The 17,475-nt window shown below is 63.4% G+C and carries 16 protein-coding genes and 1 pseudogene; 8 read left to right on the top strand and 9 right to left on the bottom strand.

The genetic code is table 11. The features are described from left to right. Window positions 1–30: 30 nt before the first annotated feature. Together AC27VE_RS19735 and AC27VE_RS19730 are read left to right on the top strand one after the other, a co-directional pair. On the top strand, window positions 31–2,328 hold the full coding sequence (locus tag AC27VE_RS19735; RefSeq protein ID WP_035212796.1) for an NADP-dependent malic enzyme: 2,298 nt from the start codon (window positions 31–33) through the stop codon (window positions 2,326–2,328). A 143-nt stretch (window positions 2,329–2,471) separates the two neighbouring features. After that, on the top strand, window positions 2,472–2,924 hold the full coding sequence (locus AC27VE_RS19730) for a DUF2214 family protein (protein ID WP_006223910.1): 453 nt from the start codon (window positions 2,472–2,474) through the stop codon (window positions 2,922–2,924). Here AC27VE_RS19730 and AC27VE_RS19725 read toward each other — a convergent pair. The 9 genes from AC27VE_RS19725 to AC27VE_RS19685 form a co-directional block, all read right to left on the bottom strand. Next, a complete protein-coding gene (locus AC27VE_RS19725; RefSeq protein WP_006223909.1) occupies window positions 2,914–3,810 on the bottom strand; it encodes a LysR family transcriptional regulator in 897 nt (298 codons plus the stop codon). The genes AC27VE_RS19730 and AC27VE_RS19725 overlap by 11 nt on opposite strands. A gap of 110 nt (window positions 3,811–3,920) precedes the next feature. Then, window positions 3,921–5,057, bottom strand: a complete 1,137-nt coding sequence (locus AC27VE_RS19720) for a hypothetical protein (RefSeq protein WP_488704747.1) — start codon at window positions 5,055–5,057, stop codon at window positions 3,921–3,923. 68 nt (window positions 5,058–5,125) lie between these two features. Beyond that, on the bottom strand, window positions 5,126–6,436 hold the full coding sequence (locus AC27VE_RS19715; RefSeq protein WP_183016349.1) for a citrate synthase: 1,311 nt from the start codon (window positions 6,434–6,436) through the stop codon (window positions 5,126–5,128). Window positions 6,437–6,456: 20 nt separating this feature from the next. Continuing rightward, window positions 6,457–6,717 (bottom strand): succinate dehydrogenase assembly factor 2, encoded by a 261-nt coding sequence (locus tag AC27VE_RS19710; protein ID WP_006218128.1) that lies wholly within the window; start codon window positions 6,715–6,717, stop codon window positions 6,457–6,459. 37 nt (window positions 6,718–6,754) lie between these two features. Next, window positions 6,755–7,471, bottom strand: coding sequence for a succinate dehydrogenase iron-sulfur subunit (locus AC27VE_RS19705; protein ID WP_006218127.1), 717 nt, complete (start codon window positions 7,469–7,471; stop codon window positions 6,755–6,757). Window positions 7,472–7,489: 18 nt separating this feature from the next. Then, on the bottom strand, window positions 7,490–9,268 hold the full coding sequence (sdhA, locus tag AC27VE_RS19700) for a succinate dehydrogenase flavoprotein subunit (RefSeq protein WP_427957666.1): 1,779 nt from the start codon (window positions 9,266–9,268) through the stop codon (window positions 7,490–7,492). Between the two features lie 3 nt (window positions 9,269–9,271). Continuing rightward, entirely contained in the window at window positions 9,272–9,655 is a 384-nt protein-coding gene (sdhD, locus tag AC27VE_RS19695; RefSeq protein ID WP_006223905.1) for a succinate dehydrogenase, hydrophobic membrane anchor protein, read from the bottom strand. Beyond that, window positions 9,656–10,072, bottom strand: a complete 417-nt coding sequence (sdhC, locus tag AC27VE_RS19690) for a succinate dehydrogenase, cytochrome b556 subunit (protein ID WP_006223904.1) — start codon at window positions 10,070–10,072, stop codon at window positions 9,656–9,658. A gap of 121 nt (window positions 10,073–10,193) precedes the next feature. Next, complete coding sequence (locus tag AC27VE_RS19685; RefSeq protein ID WP_006223903.1) at window positions 10,194–10,973, bottom strand: GntR family transcriptional regulator; 780 nt, start codon at window positions 10,971–10,973, stop codon at window positions 10,194–10,196. 427 nt (window positions 10,974–11,400) lie between these two features. Here AC27VE_RS19685 and AC27VE_RS19680 point away from each other — a divergent pair, with 427 nt between their 5' ends. From AC27VE_RS19680 to AC27VE_RS19655, 6 genes and pseudogenes are all read left to right on the top strand, one after another. Next, complete coding sequence (locus AC27VE_RS19680) at window positions 11,401–12,390, top strand: malate dehydrogenase (RefSeq protein ID WP_006223902.1); 990 nt, start codon at window positions 11,401–11,403, stop codon at window positions 12,388–12,390. A 188-nt stretch (window positions 12,391–12,578) separates the two neighbouring features. Beyond that, window positions 12,579–13,469 (top strand): methylisocitrate lyase, encoded by an 891-nt coding sequence (prpB, locus tag AC27VE_RS19675; protein WP_006218121.1) that lies wholly within the window; start codon window positions 12,579–12,581, stop codon window positions 13,467–13,469. 94 nt (window positions 13,470–13,563) lie between these two features. Continuing rightward, window positions 13,564–14,757 carry a bifunctional 2-methylcitrate synthase/citrate synthase gene (gene prpC, locus AC27VE_RS19670; RefSeq protein WP_488704746.1) on the top strand — a complete coding sequence of 398 codons (1,194 nt, stop codon included), beginning with the start codon at window positions 13,564–13,566 and terminating at the stop codon, window positions 14,755–14,757. Between the two features lie 72 nt (window positions 14,758–14,829). Then, entirely contained in the window at window positions 14,830–16,281 is a 1,452-nt protein-coding gene (locus tag AC27VE_RS19665) for a bifunctional 2-methylcitrate dehydratase/aconitate hydratase (RefSeq protein ID WP_488704745.1), read from the top strand. 488 nt (window positions 16,282–16,769) lie between these two features. After that, window positions 16,770–17,198 (top strand): CopD family protein, encoded by a 429-nt coding sequence (locus AC27VE_RS19660; RefSeq protein ID WP_175216749.1) that lies wholly within the window; start codon window positions 16,770–16,772, stop codon window positions 17,196–17,198. A gap of 34 nt (window positions 17,199–17,232) precedes the next feature. Further along, a pseudogene (locus AC27VE_RS19655) lies at window positions 17,233–17,475 on the top strand (DNA methyltransferase); the annotation flags it as partial.

Below are 17,475 nucleotides of genomic sequence, written 5' to 3'. Positions count from 1 at the left end.
TTCAGTTAGTGCCTCAGAGGCCCCGATCCCATGGACGAAACTCTTACCAAAATGGCGTTGGATTACCACGCCTATCCCACCCCCGGCAAAATCTCGGTCGTCCCGACCAAGACGTTGGCCAACCAGGACGACTTGTCCCTGGCCTACTCCCCCGGCGTGGCCGCCGCTTGCATGGCCATCTTCGACCAGGGCGATGATGCCGCGTCGAAGTACACCTCGCGCGGCAACCTGGTGGGTGTGATCACCAACGGCACCGCCGTCCTGGGTCTGGGCAACATCGGCCCGCTGGCCGCCAAGCCGGTCATGGAAGGCAAGGGCTGCCTGTTCAAGAAGTTCGCCGGCATCGACGTGTTCGACATCGAACTGGCCGAGAACGACCCCGACAAGCTGGTCGACATCATCGCGGCGCTGGAACCCACGCTGGGCGGCGTCAACCTGGAAGACATCAAGGCGCCCGAATGCTTCTACATCGAGAAGAAGCTGCGCGAGCGCATGAAGATCCCCGTCTTCCATGACGACCAGCACGGCACCGCCATCATCTCGTCGGCCGCCATCCTGAACGGCCTGAAGGTCGTGAACAAGGACATCGGCTCGGTCAAGCTCGCCTGCTCGGGCGCCGGCGCCGCCGCCATCGCCTGCCTGGACCTGCTGGTCCACCTGGGCGTCAAGCGCGAGAACATCTACGTGGTGGACTCCCGCGGCGTGATCTGGGATGGCCGCGATGAAAACATGGAAGCCAACAAGAAGCGCTACGCGCAGAAGACCGACGCGCGCACGCTGGCCGACGTGGTCAACGGCGCCGACGTGTTCCTGGGCTGCTCGACCGCTGGCGTCCTGACCGGCGACATGGTCAAGACCATGGCCGACCGCCCGCTGATCCTGGCGCTGGCCAACCCGGAACCGGAAATCCGCCCGGAAGTCGCCAAGGCCGCGCGCCCCGACTGCATCATCGCCACCGGCCGTTCGGACTACCCGAACCAGGTCAACAACGTGCTGTGCTTCCCCTTTATCTTCCGCGGCGCCATGGATGCCGGCGCTTCGCGCATCACGGAAGAAATGAAGCTGGCTTGCGTGAAGGCCATTGCCGAACTGGCGCAAGCCGAGCAGAACGATGAAGTGGCCCGCGCCTACGCCGGCCAGGAACTGTCGTTCGGCCCCGACTACATCATCCCGAAGCCGTTCGACCCGCGCCTGATCGTCCAGATCGCGCCGGCCGTGGCGCAGGCCGCCGCCGACTCCGGCGTGGCTGCCCGCCCGATCGAAGACATCGAAGCCTACCGCCAGAAGCTGATGGGCTTCGTGTACCACTCGGGCCAGCTGATGCGTCCGCTGTTCGCCCAGGCCAAGAAGGCGCCCAAGCGCGTCATCTACGCCGACGGCGAAGACGAACGCGTCCTGCGCGCGGTGCAGACCGTGGCCGACGAGAAGCTGGCATTCCCGATCCTGATCGGCCGCCCGGCCGTCATCGAAATGCGCATCGAGAAGGCCGGCCTGCGCCTGATCGCCGGCCAGCACTTCGAGATCGTGGATCCGGAAGACGACAACCGCTTCAACGAAACCTGGAACGCGTACTACCAGTTGAAGGGCCGCGAAGGCGTGACGCCGGCCATCGCCAAGGCGATGATCCGCAAGCACAACACGCTGATCGGCGCCATGCTGCTGCGTCGCGGCGACGCCGACGCCCTGCTCTGCGGCGTGGCCAGCAAGTACGACAACCAGTTGAAGTACATCGATGAAATCATCGGCAAGAAGGAAGGCCAGACGTACGCCGCCCTGAATGTGCTGATGCTGCCTGACCAGACGCTGTTCGTCACCGACACCCACGTCAACGAAAACCCGACGTCGGAAGAAGTGGCCAACATCACCATCCAGGCCGCCGACGAAATGCTGCGCTTTGGCGTGGTGCCGAAGATCGCCCTGCTGTCGCACTCGAACTTCGGCAGCCGCGTGACGGAATCGTCCCGCAAGATGGCTGCTGCCAGCAAGCTGGTGCAAGAACGCGCGCCCGACCTGGAAGTGGACGGCGAAATGCACGCCGACGCCGCCCTGTCGGAAAAGATCCGTGTGCTGGCCTACCCGGACAGCACGCTCAAGGGTCGCGCCAATCTGCTGGTCATGCCGAACCTGGACACCGGCAACATCACGTACAACATGCTGAAGATGACGGGCAGCAATGGCGTCGCGATGGGTCCGATCCTGCTGGGCGCCGCGCGCCCCGTGCACATCCTGACGACCAGCGCCACCGTGCGCCGCATCGTCAACATGACGGCGCTCGCCGTCGTGGATGCGCAGCAGGAAGCTGCCGAGGCCGCCCGCAAGCGCCGTTGATCGACTCCACGCGGTAACAGAACGGGCGCCCTGCGGGGCGCCCGTTTTTCTTTACGCGGCATCAAGGGGTGGCAGGCGCAACGGTAGTCCTCCTTGGCAAGCGGATGGTACAACCCAAGCTTGCCCCTTTTCCTGGAGACGACATGCTGGCCGATGCCCTGTACGCCTGGTTCCACTATCTGGCGATCTTTGTAATGGTGGTGGTCCTGACCGCCGAAGCCGTGCTGCTGCGCCCCGACCTGACGGCGGCCGGCGTCAAGCGGCTGGTCATCTATGACCGCCTGTATGGCGTCAGCGCCGTCCTCGTGCTGATCACCGGCCTGCTGCGGCTGACGCAGGGGATCAAAGGCGCCGCGTTCTATATGAGCAGCCCCTGGTTCCACGCCAAGATCACGCTTTTCGTCATCATCGCGCTCTGTTCGATCCCGCCCACGCTGGCCGTGCTGCGCTGGGCAAAGCAGTCGCGCCAGCAGCCGGGCTTTGTACCCGCCTTGCCCGAGATCAAGCGGGTGCGGCGCTGGGTCATGATCGAATCGCACCTGTTCATTTTCCTGCCTTTGTTCGCGGTCCTGATGGCGCGGCACATCAGCGTGTAAACGCAGGTCCCGGCCAGCCCTTGGCCAGGCGCATCATCAGGTAATCGACGAATGCCCTGGCCCGGGCCGGCAACAGCCGCGACTCTGTCACGACATGGACCGGAAACGGTCCCAGGCTCCAATCCGGCAAGACCCGCGCAAGGCCGCCCGAACGCTCGAGTTCGGTCTGGTCGCCGCCCAGCGCGGCGATGCCCGCGCCCAGCATCGCCAGCCGGCGCGCCATGCCGGCTTCGTTGACCGAAAACCGGCCGCCCGGCATCACGTTGACCTGTTCGTGCCCCCGCGCCAGCGGCCAGCGCGTGGCGGCGCCATTCGCGTCGGCCCGAAAGCCGATGCAATCGTGCGCAGCCAGTTCCGAGGGATGGGCCGGCGCGCCGTGGGCGGCCAGATAGTCTTCCGACGCGTAAAGATGAACATTCAGGTAGCCCAGGCATCGGGCGATGCGCGTGGAATCCGGCATATCGCCGATCTTGATCGTCAGGTCGCTGGGCTCGGCAACGCGGTCGGCGTGTTCCAGGCTGGCCAGGTTCAGGTGAAACGCCACCTCCGGGTGGCGTCGCGAAAAGCCCAGGAAGATCTCCGCCATCACGTCGGTCGCGAATGTTGCCGGCATATTGACGCGCAACAGGCCGGACGGCTTGGCGGTCAACGCCTGCAGTTCCTCGTGCGCGACTTGCGCCTCTTCCACGATACGCAGGCAGCGCTCCAGATACACCTCGCCTGCCCCCGTCAGCTCCACCTTGCGGGTGCTGCGGTTAAGCAGGCTCAGGCCAACCGAACGCTCCAGCTCCGCCACGCGACGCGACAGCGTCGATTTCGGCAGCCCCAACACGATGGCGGCGCGGCTGAAGCTGCGCGCCTTGGCCACCTCTGCGAACAGCTCCATGCTGTGCAGGCGTCTCACCGACGTCTCATCCGGCATCACTCCCTGACGGTTGGGCCGGCGCGGAACGCCACCGGCAAGCCGCATTGTCGGAAGAGACTTTTAAGAATTTCTTAACGCGGCCCGGTGGCCGCAGGCGCCGGGCAACGGGCGCGCGTCGGCGCTTCCGGTTCCTCGTCGCCGACGACGAACGTCGCGAACTCGAACACGCCGACTTCCTCGTTTTTCACGATGCCGGCAAACGACCCATCCAGGCCCTGCATCACCGACATGCCTTTGGACACGTCGTCATGGCCATCGCGCTTGGCCGGCTGCCCGTTGCTCGGACTGAAGACGATTACGCCTGGAAACGGTTCGCGGCCAGCGCCTTGCACACGCCGCACCGTCTTGACCTGCGTGCCCGCGGCATGGCGGAAGTCTCCCCACTGCACGCCGCACGCCAGTTCGGTATCGCTGACCCGCAGCAGGCGGCGGTCCGCGTCCAGGTAGATCCTGGGGTTGCTCAGCATCAGCCCGAAGGCCTTCACCGCCACAGGGTCCTTCACTTCGATGCGCCAGCGGTCCGGGTCCTTGAAGCCGTCGACGTAGACCGTCCCTTCCGAGCCATACAGGATCGATCCCGGCGCGATTTCCAGATCGCCGACGCGGTTGCCGCGGCCCAGCTGACACTGGTTCAGCGCCTTCATGGCGCCGTCCCGCTCGGAATCGAATTCGATGTCCTGCGTGGCGTCGCACTGCCAGCCTTGCACGGCCTGATCTCCCGCACCGCGCAGGATGACGGTGCGGGGATAACGGGCGATCAGCGCATAGGTGTCATCGTCGTAATCGGTGCCAAGGAAGCGCCGCACCTGCGTTGCCTGAATGCCGTATACGGGTACCGGTTGAGGAAACTCGGCCTCCAGATAGGTTTCAAGCTGCCCTTCGTCCTGCAGCTTCAACCGCGTGCCGGCGGGCATGTCGGTGCCGCCCACAGTCGTTGCCTGCGCCAGCGTGACGTTGCGCGCCGCCTCCTGCCGTTCGCTCTCGTGTTCCACCTGCCATACGATCGCCTGGAACCACGCGTAGTAGCTGAAGAGCACCGCCAGCAGCACGAACAACACGGCGGACTTCTTCCAGTGCACGCGCACGGCGCGGCGCATTCCTGCGCTGGACGCCAGCGCCAGCAGCCATCCGAAAAGCAGGACGCCCGCAAAAAAGGAAACGTTGAGCAGCAGGTAGAAGTTGGCGGAGGGGAGCGCGATGGGAATCATGGCCCAGATGATATCCCCGACAACAAAAAACCGCCCGAAGGCGGTTTCTTGTCGAAGCGAAAAGCGGATTAACGCTTGTCCATCGGGGGCACGTCGCGGGTGACCGAACCCGTGAAAAGCTGGCGCGGACGGCCGATCTTGTAATCGGGATCCGACAGCATTTCGTTCCACTGGGCGATCCAGCCCACCGTGCGGGCCAGCGCGAAGATGGCCGTGAACAGCGAGGTCGGGATGCCGATGGCGCGCTGGACGATACCCGAGTAGAAGTCCACGTTCGGGTACAGCTTGCGCTGCACGAAGTACGGATCGGACAGGGCGATGCGTTCCAGTTCCATGGCCAGCTTGAACAGCGGGTCGTTTTCCAGGCCCAGGGCCGAGAGCACTTCCTTGCAGGTTTCCTGCATCAGCTTGGCGCGCGGGTCGTAGTTCTTGTAGACGCGGTGGCCAAAGCCCATCAGGCGCACGCCCGAGTTCTTGTCCTTGACCTTTTCCATGAACTCACCGACCTTGTCGATGCCGCCGTTGGCTTGCAGCTCTTCCAGCATCTGCAGGCAAGCTTCGTTGGCGCCGCCGTGAGCCGGGCCCCACAGGCAAGCCACGCCAGCGGAGATGGCGGCGAACGGGTTGGTGCCCGACGAACCGCACAGGCGCACGGTCGAGGTCGACGCGTTTTGCTCGTGGTCGGCGTGCAGGATGAAGATGCGGTCCAGCGCGCGCTCGACGACTTCGTTGACCTTGTAGTCTTCGCACGGCGTGGCGAACATCATGCGCAGGAAGTTGCCCGTGTAGGACAGGTCGTTCTGCGGATAGATGAACGGTTGGCCTTGCGAGTACTTGTACGCCATCGCAACCAGCGTCGGCATCTTGGCGATCAGGCGGATGGCCGAGATGTGGCGATGCTGCGGGTTCGTGATGTCGGTGGAGTCGTGGTAGAACGCGGACAGCGCGCCGACCAGGCCCGTCAGGACGGCCATCGGGTGGGCGTCGCGGCGGAAACCACGCAGGAAGAAATGCAGTTGCTCGTTGACCATCGTGTGATGGGTCACTTGCGAGTCGAAGTCAGCCTTCTGAGCCTCGTTCGGCAGTTCGCCGTTCAGGATCAGGTAGCAGATGTCCATGAAGTCGCAATTGACGGCCAATTGCTCGATGGGGAAGCCGCGGTACAGCAGTTCGCCCTTGTCGCCGTCGATGTACGTGATGGCCGATTCGCAAGCCGCGGTGGACATGAAGCCCGGGTCAAACGTAAACATGCCCGTCTGGCCATACAGCTTGCGGATGTCGATCACATCCGGACCGACCGTGCCCTTGTAGACAGGGAACTCAATGGGTGCGCTGCCATCCGAGAAGGATAGAGTGGCTTTTTTGTCAGACAGGTTCATGTTATTTCCTCTCACATTAATCAGAGTGCGCGCATCTGGCCAATAATCCCCCGAAGCCTGGGCGTATCCAGGTCGCCTTCGAGTTCCTTGCGGGCCAGCAGCAGGTCGAGAAGGTCGTTGTCTCCCATCTCGAACAGCTGGGTCAATGCGGCCACATCATCATCGGTAAGTTCGGCCTCGTAAGCGTCAAGATACCGGGTGATGATCAAGTCGTTTTCGAGCAGGCCGCGGCGCGCCCGCCAACGCAGACGCGCCCGCTCCAGTTCAGTTAGCCTGCTCATCGTTACACCATAAATACAAAAGTCTTCACACTAGAAACTAGACCGTGCGGCGGACCATCAGTTCCTTGATCTTGCCGATTGCCTTGGTCGGGTTCAGTCCCTTGGGACAGACGTCGACGCAATTCATGATGGTGTGGCAACGGAACAGGCGGTACGGATCTTCCAGGTTGTCCAGACGCTCGCCCGTGGCTTCGTCGCGGCTGTCGGCGATGAAGCGGTAGGCTTGCAGCAGGCCGGCCGGGCCGACGAACTTGTCCGGATTCCACCAGAACGACGGGCAGGAAGTGGAACAGCACGCGCACAGGATGCACTCGTACAGGCCGTCGAGCTCTTCGCGCGCCTCGGGCGACTGCAGGCGCTCTTTTTCGGGCGGCGGCGCGTCGTTGATGAGGTACGGGCGGATCGAGTGGTACTGGTTGAAGAAGTGCGTCATGTCCACGATCAGGTCGCGGATGACGGGCAGGCCCGGCAGCGGACGCAGAACGATGGGTTCCTTCAGTTCGCGCAGGTTCGTCGTGCAGGCCAGACCGTTCTTGCCGTTGATGTTCATGGCGTCCGAACCGCACACGCCTTCACGGCACGAGCGGCGCAGGGCCAGGCTGTCATCGACATCGTTCTTGATGCGCACCAGCGCATCAAGCAGCATCTTGTCGGTCGGCTGGAGTTCGACGTCCAGCTTCTGCATGTACGGGCGCTCGTCCTTGTCCGGATCGTAGCGGTAGATTTCGAACTTGACGATTCTCTTGGTGCTCATAATGGGCTCTATCCGGACTTAGAAGGTACGCGCCTTGGGCGGGAAGGACTCAACCGTCAAAGGCTTCATCTGCACGGGCTTGTAATCCAGGCGGCTGCCTTCGGAGTACCACAGCGTGTGCTTCAGCCAGTTCTCGTCGTCGCGGGTCGGATGGTCGTCCAACGCGTGCGCGCCGCGGCTTTCGGTGCGGGCAGCGGCCGACTTGATCGTGGCGCGAGCCACTTCGGTCATGTTGGCCAGTTCCAGCGCTTCGACGCGCGCGGTGTTGAACACCTTGGACTTGTCCTTGAAGTAGATATTGTCGGCTTGCTTGGCCAGATCTTCGATCTGCGTCACGCCTTCGTTCAGCAGTTCCAGCGTGCGGAACACGCCGCAGTGGCGCTGCATCGAGAAGCGGATGGCGTTGCCGATGTCTTGCGTCTTTTCGCCCGAGGTGCGCGATTCCAGCTTGTTCACGCGGTCCAGCGAGAACTCGACGGCTTCCTTCGGCAGCTCCTGGTGGGCGCGTTGGCGCTCCGGGTGCGAATTCACGATGTGGTTGCCGGTGGCGCGGCCGAACACGATCAGGTCCAGCAGCGAGTTCGTGCCCAGGCGGTTGGCGCCGTGCACCGACACCGCGGCGCATTCGCCGATGGCGTACAGGCCGTTGACGACCTTGTTCTCGCCGTTTTCACGCGAGAGCACCTGGCCGTGGTAGTTGGCCGGAATGCCGCCCATCTGATAGTGGATGGTCGGAACGACGGGGATCGGTTCCTTGATCGGGTCGACGTTGCCGAACTTGATGGCGATTTCGCGGATCGAGGGCAGACGCTTGTTGATGACGTCGGCGCCCAGGTGGTCCAGCTTCAGGACGACGTAGCTGCCGTCCGGACCGCAACCGCGGCCTTCCTTGATTTCCTGGTCCATCGAGCGGGACACGAAGTCACGCGGAGCCAGATCCTTCAGCGTGGGCGCATAGCGCTCCATGAAGCGTTCGCCATCCTTGTTCAAGAGGATGCCGCCTTCGCCACGCACGCCTTCGGTAATCAGCACGCCCGCGCCGGCCACGCCGGTCGGGTGGAATTGCCAGAATTCCATGTCTTGCAGCGGGATGCCTGCGCGCGCAGCCATGCCCAGGCCGTCACCGGTGTTGATGAAGGCGTTGGTGGAAGCGGCCCAGATGCGGCCGGCGCCACCGGTGGCCAGCACCGTGGTCTTGGCTTCCAGGATGTAGATCTCGCCCGTTTCCATTTCCAGGGCGGTCACGCCGACGACGTCGCCAGCCTCGTTGCGCAGCAAGTCCAGCGCCATCCATTCGACGAAGAACTGGGTGCGCGCAGCGACGTTGCGCTGGTAGAGGGTGTGCAGCAGCGCGTGGCCGGTGCGGTCGGCGGCGGCACAGGCGCGCTGCACCGGCTTTTCACCGAAGTTGGCGGTGTGGCCGCCGAACGGACGCTGGTAGATCGTGCCGTCGGGGTTGCGGTCGAACGGCATGCCGAAGTGCTCGAGCTCGTACACGGCGTTCGGCGCTTCACGGCACATGAATTCGATGGCGTCCTGGTCGCCCAGCCAATCCGACCCCTTGACGGTGTCGTACATGTGCCAGTACCAGTTGTCTTCGCTCATGTTGCCCAGGGAGGCGCTCACGCCGCCTTGCGCGGCAACGGTGTGCGAACGCGTGGGGAACACTTTGGACAGCACCGCAACCGACAGGCCCGCTTGGGACAGTTGCAGCGAACAACGCATGCCGGCTCCACCGGCGCCAACGACCACCACATCAAACTGGCGGCGCGGCAAGGATTTCATGACAGAGACCACGGCTTAAATGCTCCAGAGGATTTGCGCGAAGTAAACGACCGTACCGATCAACCAGAGGATCGTCAGCACTTGCAGCAGCAGGCGCAGGCCCACCGGCTTGACGTAATCCATCCAGATGTCGCGCACGCCAATCCAGGCATGCCAGGCCAACGCAATGAATGCAAGGGAGGCCAGGATCTGGCCAACCGGAATGAAGCCCACGTAGAAATTGAACAGCTTGACCCAGTGTTCATACGTGAAGGCAGGCATCGTCAGGATGCCGACGAGCAGTACCAGCGTATACACGGCCATGATGACGGCGGTGATGCGCTGGATGATGAAATCCATGACGCCATAGTGAGCGCCGACGACCAGGCGCTTGGGTCCGTAGTTTTTAGCGGCGGCCATTTACAGCACTCCGAACAGTTTGAGACCGAACACCAGCGTCAGCGCCAGGCTGACACCGAAGACCACGCCAGCGCTTTTCTTGGCCGACAGCTTGTCGATACCGATGTGCAGGTCCAGCAGCAGGTAGCGGATGCCGGCACAGAAGTGGTGCAGGTAGCCCCAGATCAGGACCAGGAAGACAAGCTTGACGATCGGGTTGGCCGCGATGGAGGCGATCCAGGCGAACGACTGCGGTGCGGCCACGCTCGCCGCGAACAGCGGAACGATGACCAAGGGCAAACAGAGGAACAGCAAAATGCCGCTGATGCGGTGCAGGATGGACAGCTTGCCGGCCAGGGGCAGGCGATAAGAGAACGCAACTTGGGCAAGCCCAATATTGCGAAACTGCGGACGTGGCTTGGCAGCGGTGTCGGACATGACGGCCTCGGTGTTTCTGAACTAGGGAATCGTGACGGCGGGAATGCCGTGGCCCTTTCGGGCAAACACGGTATTTTCGCCTAGAGATTGGGTTGGTATCAAATCGTAGTGTAAAAGCTCATCAATTCAGACTATTGCGGTAGTGGTATCGATCGGTCAAGTACAAACCCCGGCGAATTTCCATGGGGCGGTCACCATAGGTGTACGACACCCGATCCACCTGCAACAACGGCGTGCCGGCGGGAACATTAAGCAGCGGACAGACTTCGGCCGGCGCGATCACCGCGCGCAGCTTTTCATCCGCGCGCACCATGCTGACGCCGAACTCGGATTCGAACAGGCCATAGAGCGGCGCCTTGTTGGCGGTCAGCAGCTCCAGGGTCAGTCCACGGAAAATGGTGCCGGGCAGCCAGATGTCGTCCACGACAGTGGGTGTCTGCCCCATGGACAGCAGGCGGCGGATCATGACGACCGTCTCGCCTGCGCGCAGGTCGAGAGCGCGCGCGATCTCGGCGGGCGCCCTCAGGCGCCGGCATTCCAGGATGCGGCTTTCAGCACGGCCGGGCTCGCCTTCTTCGTCGGCGGCCAGGCGCAGGAAACGGTAGCGCACGCGGGCTTCGTGGTGGGTGGCGACAAAGGTGCCCTTGCCCTGGCGGCGCAGCAGCATGTGCTCGGCTGCCAACTCATCGACCGCCTTGCGCACCGTGCCCTGGCTCACCTGAAAACGGGCGGCCAGATCGATTTCGCTGGGGATGAGTTCACCGGGCTTCCATTCGCCGCGCTCAAGGCTTTGAACGAGCAGATCCTTGATCTGGCGGTAGAGCGGACTGAAAGCGGCCCCCTCGCCCGTTGAACGGGCGGCGCGAGTGCGTAAGGAGGTTTCGGGCCGAGGCTCTGCCATGGATCTTCTTGAAAGTGTCATGTTCATCCGGATGATGGGAGGGCAGCGCAAAACAGGATGCAAACCCACATCCGCAATGCGCTGTCAGGGGCACAACCGACCGGGCTGCAACGCATTCGAATAAACGCTCTATTGTGGCATATCGGGGGAGATACTGTCCAACGTCTTATGTCTTATATAAGATAGAAGAGCGTTTGACGCACCCGTAAAATCGATCTAGGATTCACGGCTGTCAGGCCCCTGCCCCCGCTTGGGTTTTTGGTGCGCTAATTTGTTTTTTGCCGCAGGTCCGCCTCAAGGCAAAAATGCCCCCGCAAGGGGCAGCAAGTCCGCGTCAGCGGGTGCGGCGTGGGGGCCCTTGATTCCTGCCCTAACGATTACACTGATTGGTGAGATTTTTCTCGCCAAACCATTACGGAGAACGTCCATGTCCAAGCCTGCCTTGCGTGTCGCCGTCACCGGCGCCGCCGGCCAAATCGGTTACGCACTGCTATTCCGCATCGCCTCCGGCGAAATGCTGGGTAAAGATCAACCCGTCATCCTGCAATTGCTGGAAATCCCCGACGAGAAAGCGCAAAAGGCCCTGAAGGGCGTCATCATGGAATTGGATGACTGCGCCTTCCCGCTGCTGCAGGAAGTGACCGCCCACAGCGACCCGCGCACCGCCTTCAAGGATGCCGACGTGGCCCTGCTGGTTGGCGCCCGTCCGCGCGGCCCCGGCATGGAGCGCAAGGACCTGCTGTCGGTCAACGCCCAGATCTTCACGGCGCAGGGCAAGGCCCTGAACGACGTGGCCAGCCGCAACGTCAAGGTCCTGGTCGTCGGCAACCCCGCCAACACCAACGCCTACATCGCCATGAAGTCGGCGCCGGACCTGCCGGCCAAGAACTTCACCGCCATGCTGCGCCTGGATCACAACCGCGCCCTGTCGCAACTGTCCGCCAAGTCGGGCAAGCCGGTCGCCGCGATCGAGAAGCTGGTCGTGTGGGGCAACCACTCGCCCACGATGTACCCCGACTTCCGCTTCGCCACCGTCGGCGGCGAGTCGCTGTCCAAGCTGATCAACGACGACGCCTGGAACCGCGACACGTTCATCCCGACCGTGGGCAAGCGCGGCGCCGCCATCATCGAAGCCCGTGGCCTGTCCTCGGCCGCTTCGGCCGCCAACGCCGCCATCGACCACGTCCGTGACTGGGTCCTGGGCAGCAACGGCAAGTGGGTCACGATGGGCATCCCGTCGGACGGCTCCTACGGCATCCCGGAAGGCATCATCTACGGCGTGCCGGTCACGACCGAAAACGGCGAATACAAGCGTGTCGAAGGCCTGGAAATCGACGCCTTCTCGCGCGAGCGCCTGGACTTCACGCTGAAAGAGCTCCTCGAAGAGCGCGACGGCGTCAAGGACCTGCTGAAGTAAGCAGCGGTTGAGTGAAGAATTGGGCCCGTTCATGCGGGCCCAATTCCTAAGCAAGGCCGCCACATCATTGCCGAAGCATGAACCTGTCCCTTCACCCGGCCTGCGGCGATTGTCGCGGAGGGGACAGATTCATGTTCCGGACCCGCGATAAGGTCGTGGGCTAGCCATAAGAAAGAACGGAGACCTCCATGTCCAGACCCGAATCGCCCGGCGCCCTCTTTCGCCGCGCCCTCGCCGAAGAAAGCCCCCTGCAGATCATCGGCGCCATCAACGCCAACCACGCCCTGCTGGCCAAGCGTGCCGGCTACCGCGCCATCTACCTGTCTGGCGGCGGCGTCGCGGCCGGTTCGCTGGGCCTGCCCGACCTGGGCATCAACACCATGGACGACGTGCTGACCGACGTGCGCCGCATCACCGACGTGTGCGACGTGCCGCTGGTGGTGGACATCGACACCGGCTTCGGCCCGTCGGCCTTCAACATCGCGCGCACCGTCAAGAGCCTGATCAAGTTCGGCGCGGCCGCCTGCCACATTGAAGACCAGGTCGGCGCCAAGCGCTGCGGCCACCGTCCCGGCAAGGAAATCGTCACCACCGAAGAAATGGCCGACCGCGTCAAGGCCGCTGCTGACGCGCGCACCGACAGCGATTTCTATCTGATCGCCCGCACCGACGCCATCGCCTCGCACGGCGTGGACGCCGCCATCGAGCGCGCCCTGGCCTGCGTGGAAGCCGGCGCCGACGCGATCTTCGCCGAAGCCGCCTACGACCTCCCCACCTACGACCGCTTCGTCAAGGCCGTCAAGGTGCCGGTCCTGGCCAACATCACCGAATTCGGCAAGACGCCGCTGTTCACGGTCGAAGAGTTAAAGAGTGTGGGCGTGGGCATGGTGCTCTACCCGCTGTCGGCCTTCCGCGCCATGAACAAGGCCGCCGAAGCCGTCTACACCGCCATCCGCCGCGACGGCCACCAGAAAAACGTGGTGGACCTGATGCAGACGCGCGAAGAACTGTACGACCGCATCGGCTATCACGAATTCGAATCCAGATTGGATGCGCTCTTCCAAAAGGGCAAAGCGTAAGTCCGCAACGCCTTTGGTATCCGGCGCCGCGGCCATCCCGGGGCGCCCAGCTTTTCCCCCATATCGTCAATCGCGAAAGGAAAGGAGTAGAGACATGAGCACGGCTCCCAAGAAGCAAGAAGCCAAATCGGACGCCAAGCCGGAAGAGAAAGCCGGTTTCAAACCCAAGAAGTCCGTTGCCCTGTCGGGCGTGGTCGCAGGCAATACCGCGCTGTGCACGGTCGGCCGCAGCGGCAACGACCTGCACTACCGCGGCTACGACATCCTGGACATCGCGCACACGAGCGAGTTCGAGGAAATCGCCCACTTGCTCGTCCATGGCAAATTGCCCAACAAGTCCGAACTCGCCGCCTACAAGCAAAAGCTGAAGAGCTTGCGCGGCCTGCCGGCCCAGCTGCAAGTCGCGCTGGAAGCCCTGCCCGCCTCGAGCCACCCGATGGACGTCATGCGCACCGCCGTGTCGGTGCTGGGCTGCGTGCTGCCCGAGAAAGACGATCACAACACCCCGGGCGCGCGCGACATCGCCGACCGCCTGATGGCCAACCTGGGCTCGGCCCTGCTGTACTGGTACCACTACAGCCATAACGGCCGCATCATCGACGTGCAGACGGACGACGACAGCATCGGCGGCCACTTCCTGCATCTGCTGCATGGCGAAAAGCCCAGCGACGAATGGGTCAAGGCGATGCACATCTCCCTGAACCTGTACGCCGAGCACGAGTTCAACGCGTCCACGTTCACGGCACGCGTCATCGCCGGCACGGGTTCGGACATATTCTCGTCGATTGCCGGCGCCATCGGCGCGCTGCGCGGCCCGAAACACGGCGGCGCCAACGAAGTGGCGTTCGATGTACAGAAGCGCTATGAAACGCCGGACGAGGCCGAAGCCGACATCCGGCGCCGCGTCGAAGCCCGCGAAGTTATCATCGGCTTTGGCCACCCCGTCTACACCGTGTCCGACCCGCGCAACAAGGTCATCAAGGACGTGGCCAAGAAGCTGTCCAAGAAGGCCGGCACCACCAAGATGTTCGACATCGCCGAACGCCTTGAGACGGTCATGTGGGACATCAAGAAGATGTTCCCCAACCTGGACTGGTTCTCGGCCGTCAGCTACCACATGATGGGCGTGCCCACCGCCATGTTCACCCCGTTGTTCGTCATTGCGCGTACCGCAGGCTGGTCGGCTCACATCATCGAGCAGCGCATCGACAACAAGATCATCCGCCCCACCGCCAATTACGTGGGTCCGGAAGACCAGAAGTTCGTGCCGCTGGACAAGCGCAAGTAAGCCCCGCGCAAGCCAGACGAGAGCGAGGGCGCAGCATGGCCACCTGTATTCATTCTATGGAGAGGTACCGCTATGTCTGCCCCGATCTCCAACGTGCGTCCCGATCCCGACCAGGTGCTGGTCGATATCGCGGACTACGTTCTGAACTATGAAATCCAGAGCGGCCTGGCGTATGACACCGCCCGCAACTGCCTGATCGACACGCTGGGCTGCGGCCTGGAAGCGCTGGAATATCCCGCGTGCAGGAAATTGCTGGGTCCGATCGTGCCCGGCACCGTGGTGCCCAACGGCGCCAAGGTGCCGGGCACGTCGTTCCAGTTGGACCCGGTGCAAGCCGCGTTCAACATCGGCACAGCCATCCGCTGGCTGGACTTCAACGACACGTGGCTGGCCGCCGAATGGGGCCACCCGTCGGACAACCTGGGCGGCATCCTGGCCACCGCCGACTGGCTGTCACGCACCGCGGTCGCCGCCGGCAAACCGCCCCTGACCATGCGCGACGTGCTGACCGGCATGATCAAGGCGCACGAGATCCAGGGCTGCATCGCGCTGGAGAACTCCTTCAACAAAGTCGGGCTGGACCACGTCGTGCTGGTCAAGGTGGCGTCCACCGCCGTCGTGGCGCAGATGCTGGGACTGGACCGCGATGAAGTGATCAACGCGGTATCGCTGGCCTGGGTTGACGGCCAAAGCCTGCGCACCTATCGCCATGCCCCCAATACCGGCAGCCGCAAGAGCTGGGCCGCCGGCGACGCCACCAGCCGCGCCGTGCGCCTGGCGCTGATCGCCAAGACCGGCGAAATGGGCTATCCGTCGGTACTGACGGCCAAGACCTGGGGCTTTTACGACGTGCTCTTCAAGGGCCAGCCGTTCAAGTTCCAGCGGCCCTATGGCAGCTACGTGATGGAGAACGTGCTGTTCAAGATCTCGTTCCCCGCCGAGTTCCATTCGCAGACCGCGGTGGAATGCGCCATGCAGATCCATGATCTTCTGCGTGCCCAGGGCAAGAGCGCGGATGACATCAAGGCCATCACGATCCGCACGCACGAGGCGTGCATCCGCATCATCGACAAGAAGGGGCCGCTGAACAACCCGGCCGATCGCGACCACTGCATCCAGTACATGGTGGCCGTGCCCGTCCTGTTCGGCCGCCTGACGGCCGGCGACTACGAAGACGAGATCGCCCGCGACCCGCGCATCGACGCGCTGCGCGACAAGATCGTCTGCGTGGAAGACCCGGCGTACACCCGCGACTACCACGACCCGGACAAGCGCTCGATCGCGAACGCGCTGACCGTGGAGTTCAACGACGGCTCCCGCCTGGACGAGATCGTCTGCGAATACCCCATCGGCCACAAGCGCCGCCGCCAGGACGGCATCCCGCTGCTGGAAGCCAAGTTCCGGACCAACCTGGCCCGCATCTTCCCGGCCAAGCAGCAGCGCCGGATCCTGGAGGTATCGCTGGACCAGAAGGCGTTGGAAGCCATGCCGGTGCACGAGTACGTGGACTTGTATGTGATCTGATTCCAGGGCCGGACGTCGGAAGCTGGGAATCGGGAATCGGGAATCGGGAACCGGGATTCGTGACTCGGGGTTCGGGGTTCGGGGTTCGGGGTTCGGGGTTCGGGGTTCGGGGTTCGGGGTTCGGGGTTCGGGGTTCGGGGTTCGGGGTTCGGGGTTCGGGGCTCGGGGCTCGGGGTTCGGGGTTCGGGGTTCGGGGTTCGGGGTTCGGGGTTCGGGATTCGTAGGATGGGTGAAGCGCGGGATGCCGGCGTTTGGGTCCCCGGTCTCCAGCGCGCGCAACCCATCAAGCGGCGCTGGCGTTGTGGCTGACTCCGCAAAGACGCCTGCGCTGCGTGATGGGTTCCGCGCGCTCATTGGCAGCGTTCTTCTTCAAGGACTCTCGCGCTTCACCCATCCTACGAATCGCTCGGCGACTTCGCGCGATATCCAGGGCCGGATGAAGGCGGGCACCGGCCTTACAATGCGGCTTTCCTCGATCGGATCGCGCCATGGCCATGCTCTGGGTCAAGACCTTCCATATTGTCTTTATCGCTTCCTGGTTTGCCGGCTTGTTCTACCTGCCGCGCATTTTCGTGAACCTGGCCCAGCAGACGGACGCCTCTGTCCAGGCCACGCTGCTGGGCATGGCCCGCCGCCTGTACCGCTTCACCACCATCCTGGCCGTGGTCGCCATCGTGTTCGGCATGTGGCTGTACCTGGGCTATCGCATCGGCGTAGGCCCGGGCAACGGCTGGATGCACGCCAAACTCTTTTTCGTCCTGCTCGTCATCGGCTACCATCACGCCTGTGGCTTGATGCTGCGTAAATTCGAACAGGGCAAAAACACCCGTTCGCACAAGTTCTATCGCTGGTTCAACGAAGTTCCCGTCTTGCTGCTCTTGGTGGTGGTGGCGCTGGTCGTCGTCAAACCCTTCTGATTCCCCCTACCTTTGCACATTCGCCAGGATTCGTATGTCCTCTGATGAACACGACCGTCCGCGCAAGACGCTGACGATCAAGAAAACGGCGCGCGACGCCCACGCCGAAGAAGCGCCCAAGCGCACCCGCACGGGCGCCCGCGCCCGCCTGGTCGCGCAAATTGAGCGCACCCGCGAAAACGTCGAACGCCAGAAAGACCCCGAAGGCTATCAACGCCGCCAGGAAGAAGAAGCACGCTACGCCCGCAAGCCGGCCGCCGGCGGCCGCGGCGCAGCC

It is taken from the genome of Achromobacter sp. 18P8.1.1, from assembly GCF_057799415.1.
This window is presented reverse-complemented; position numbering and strand designations above follow the sequence as displayed.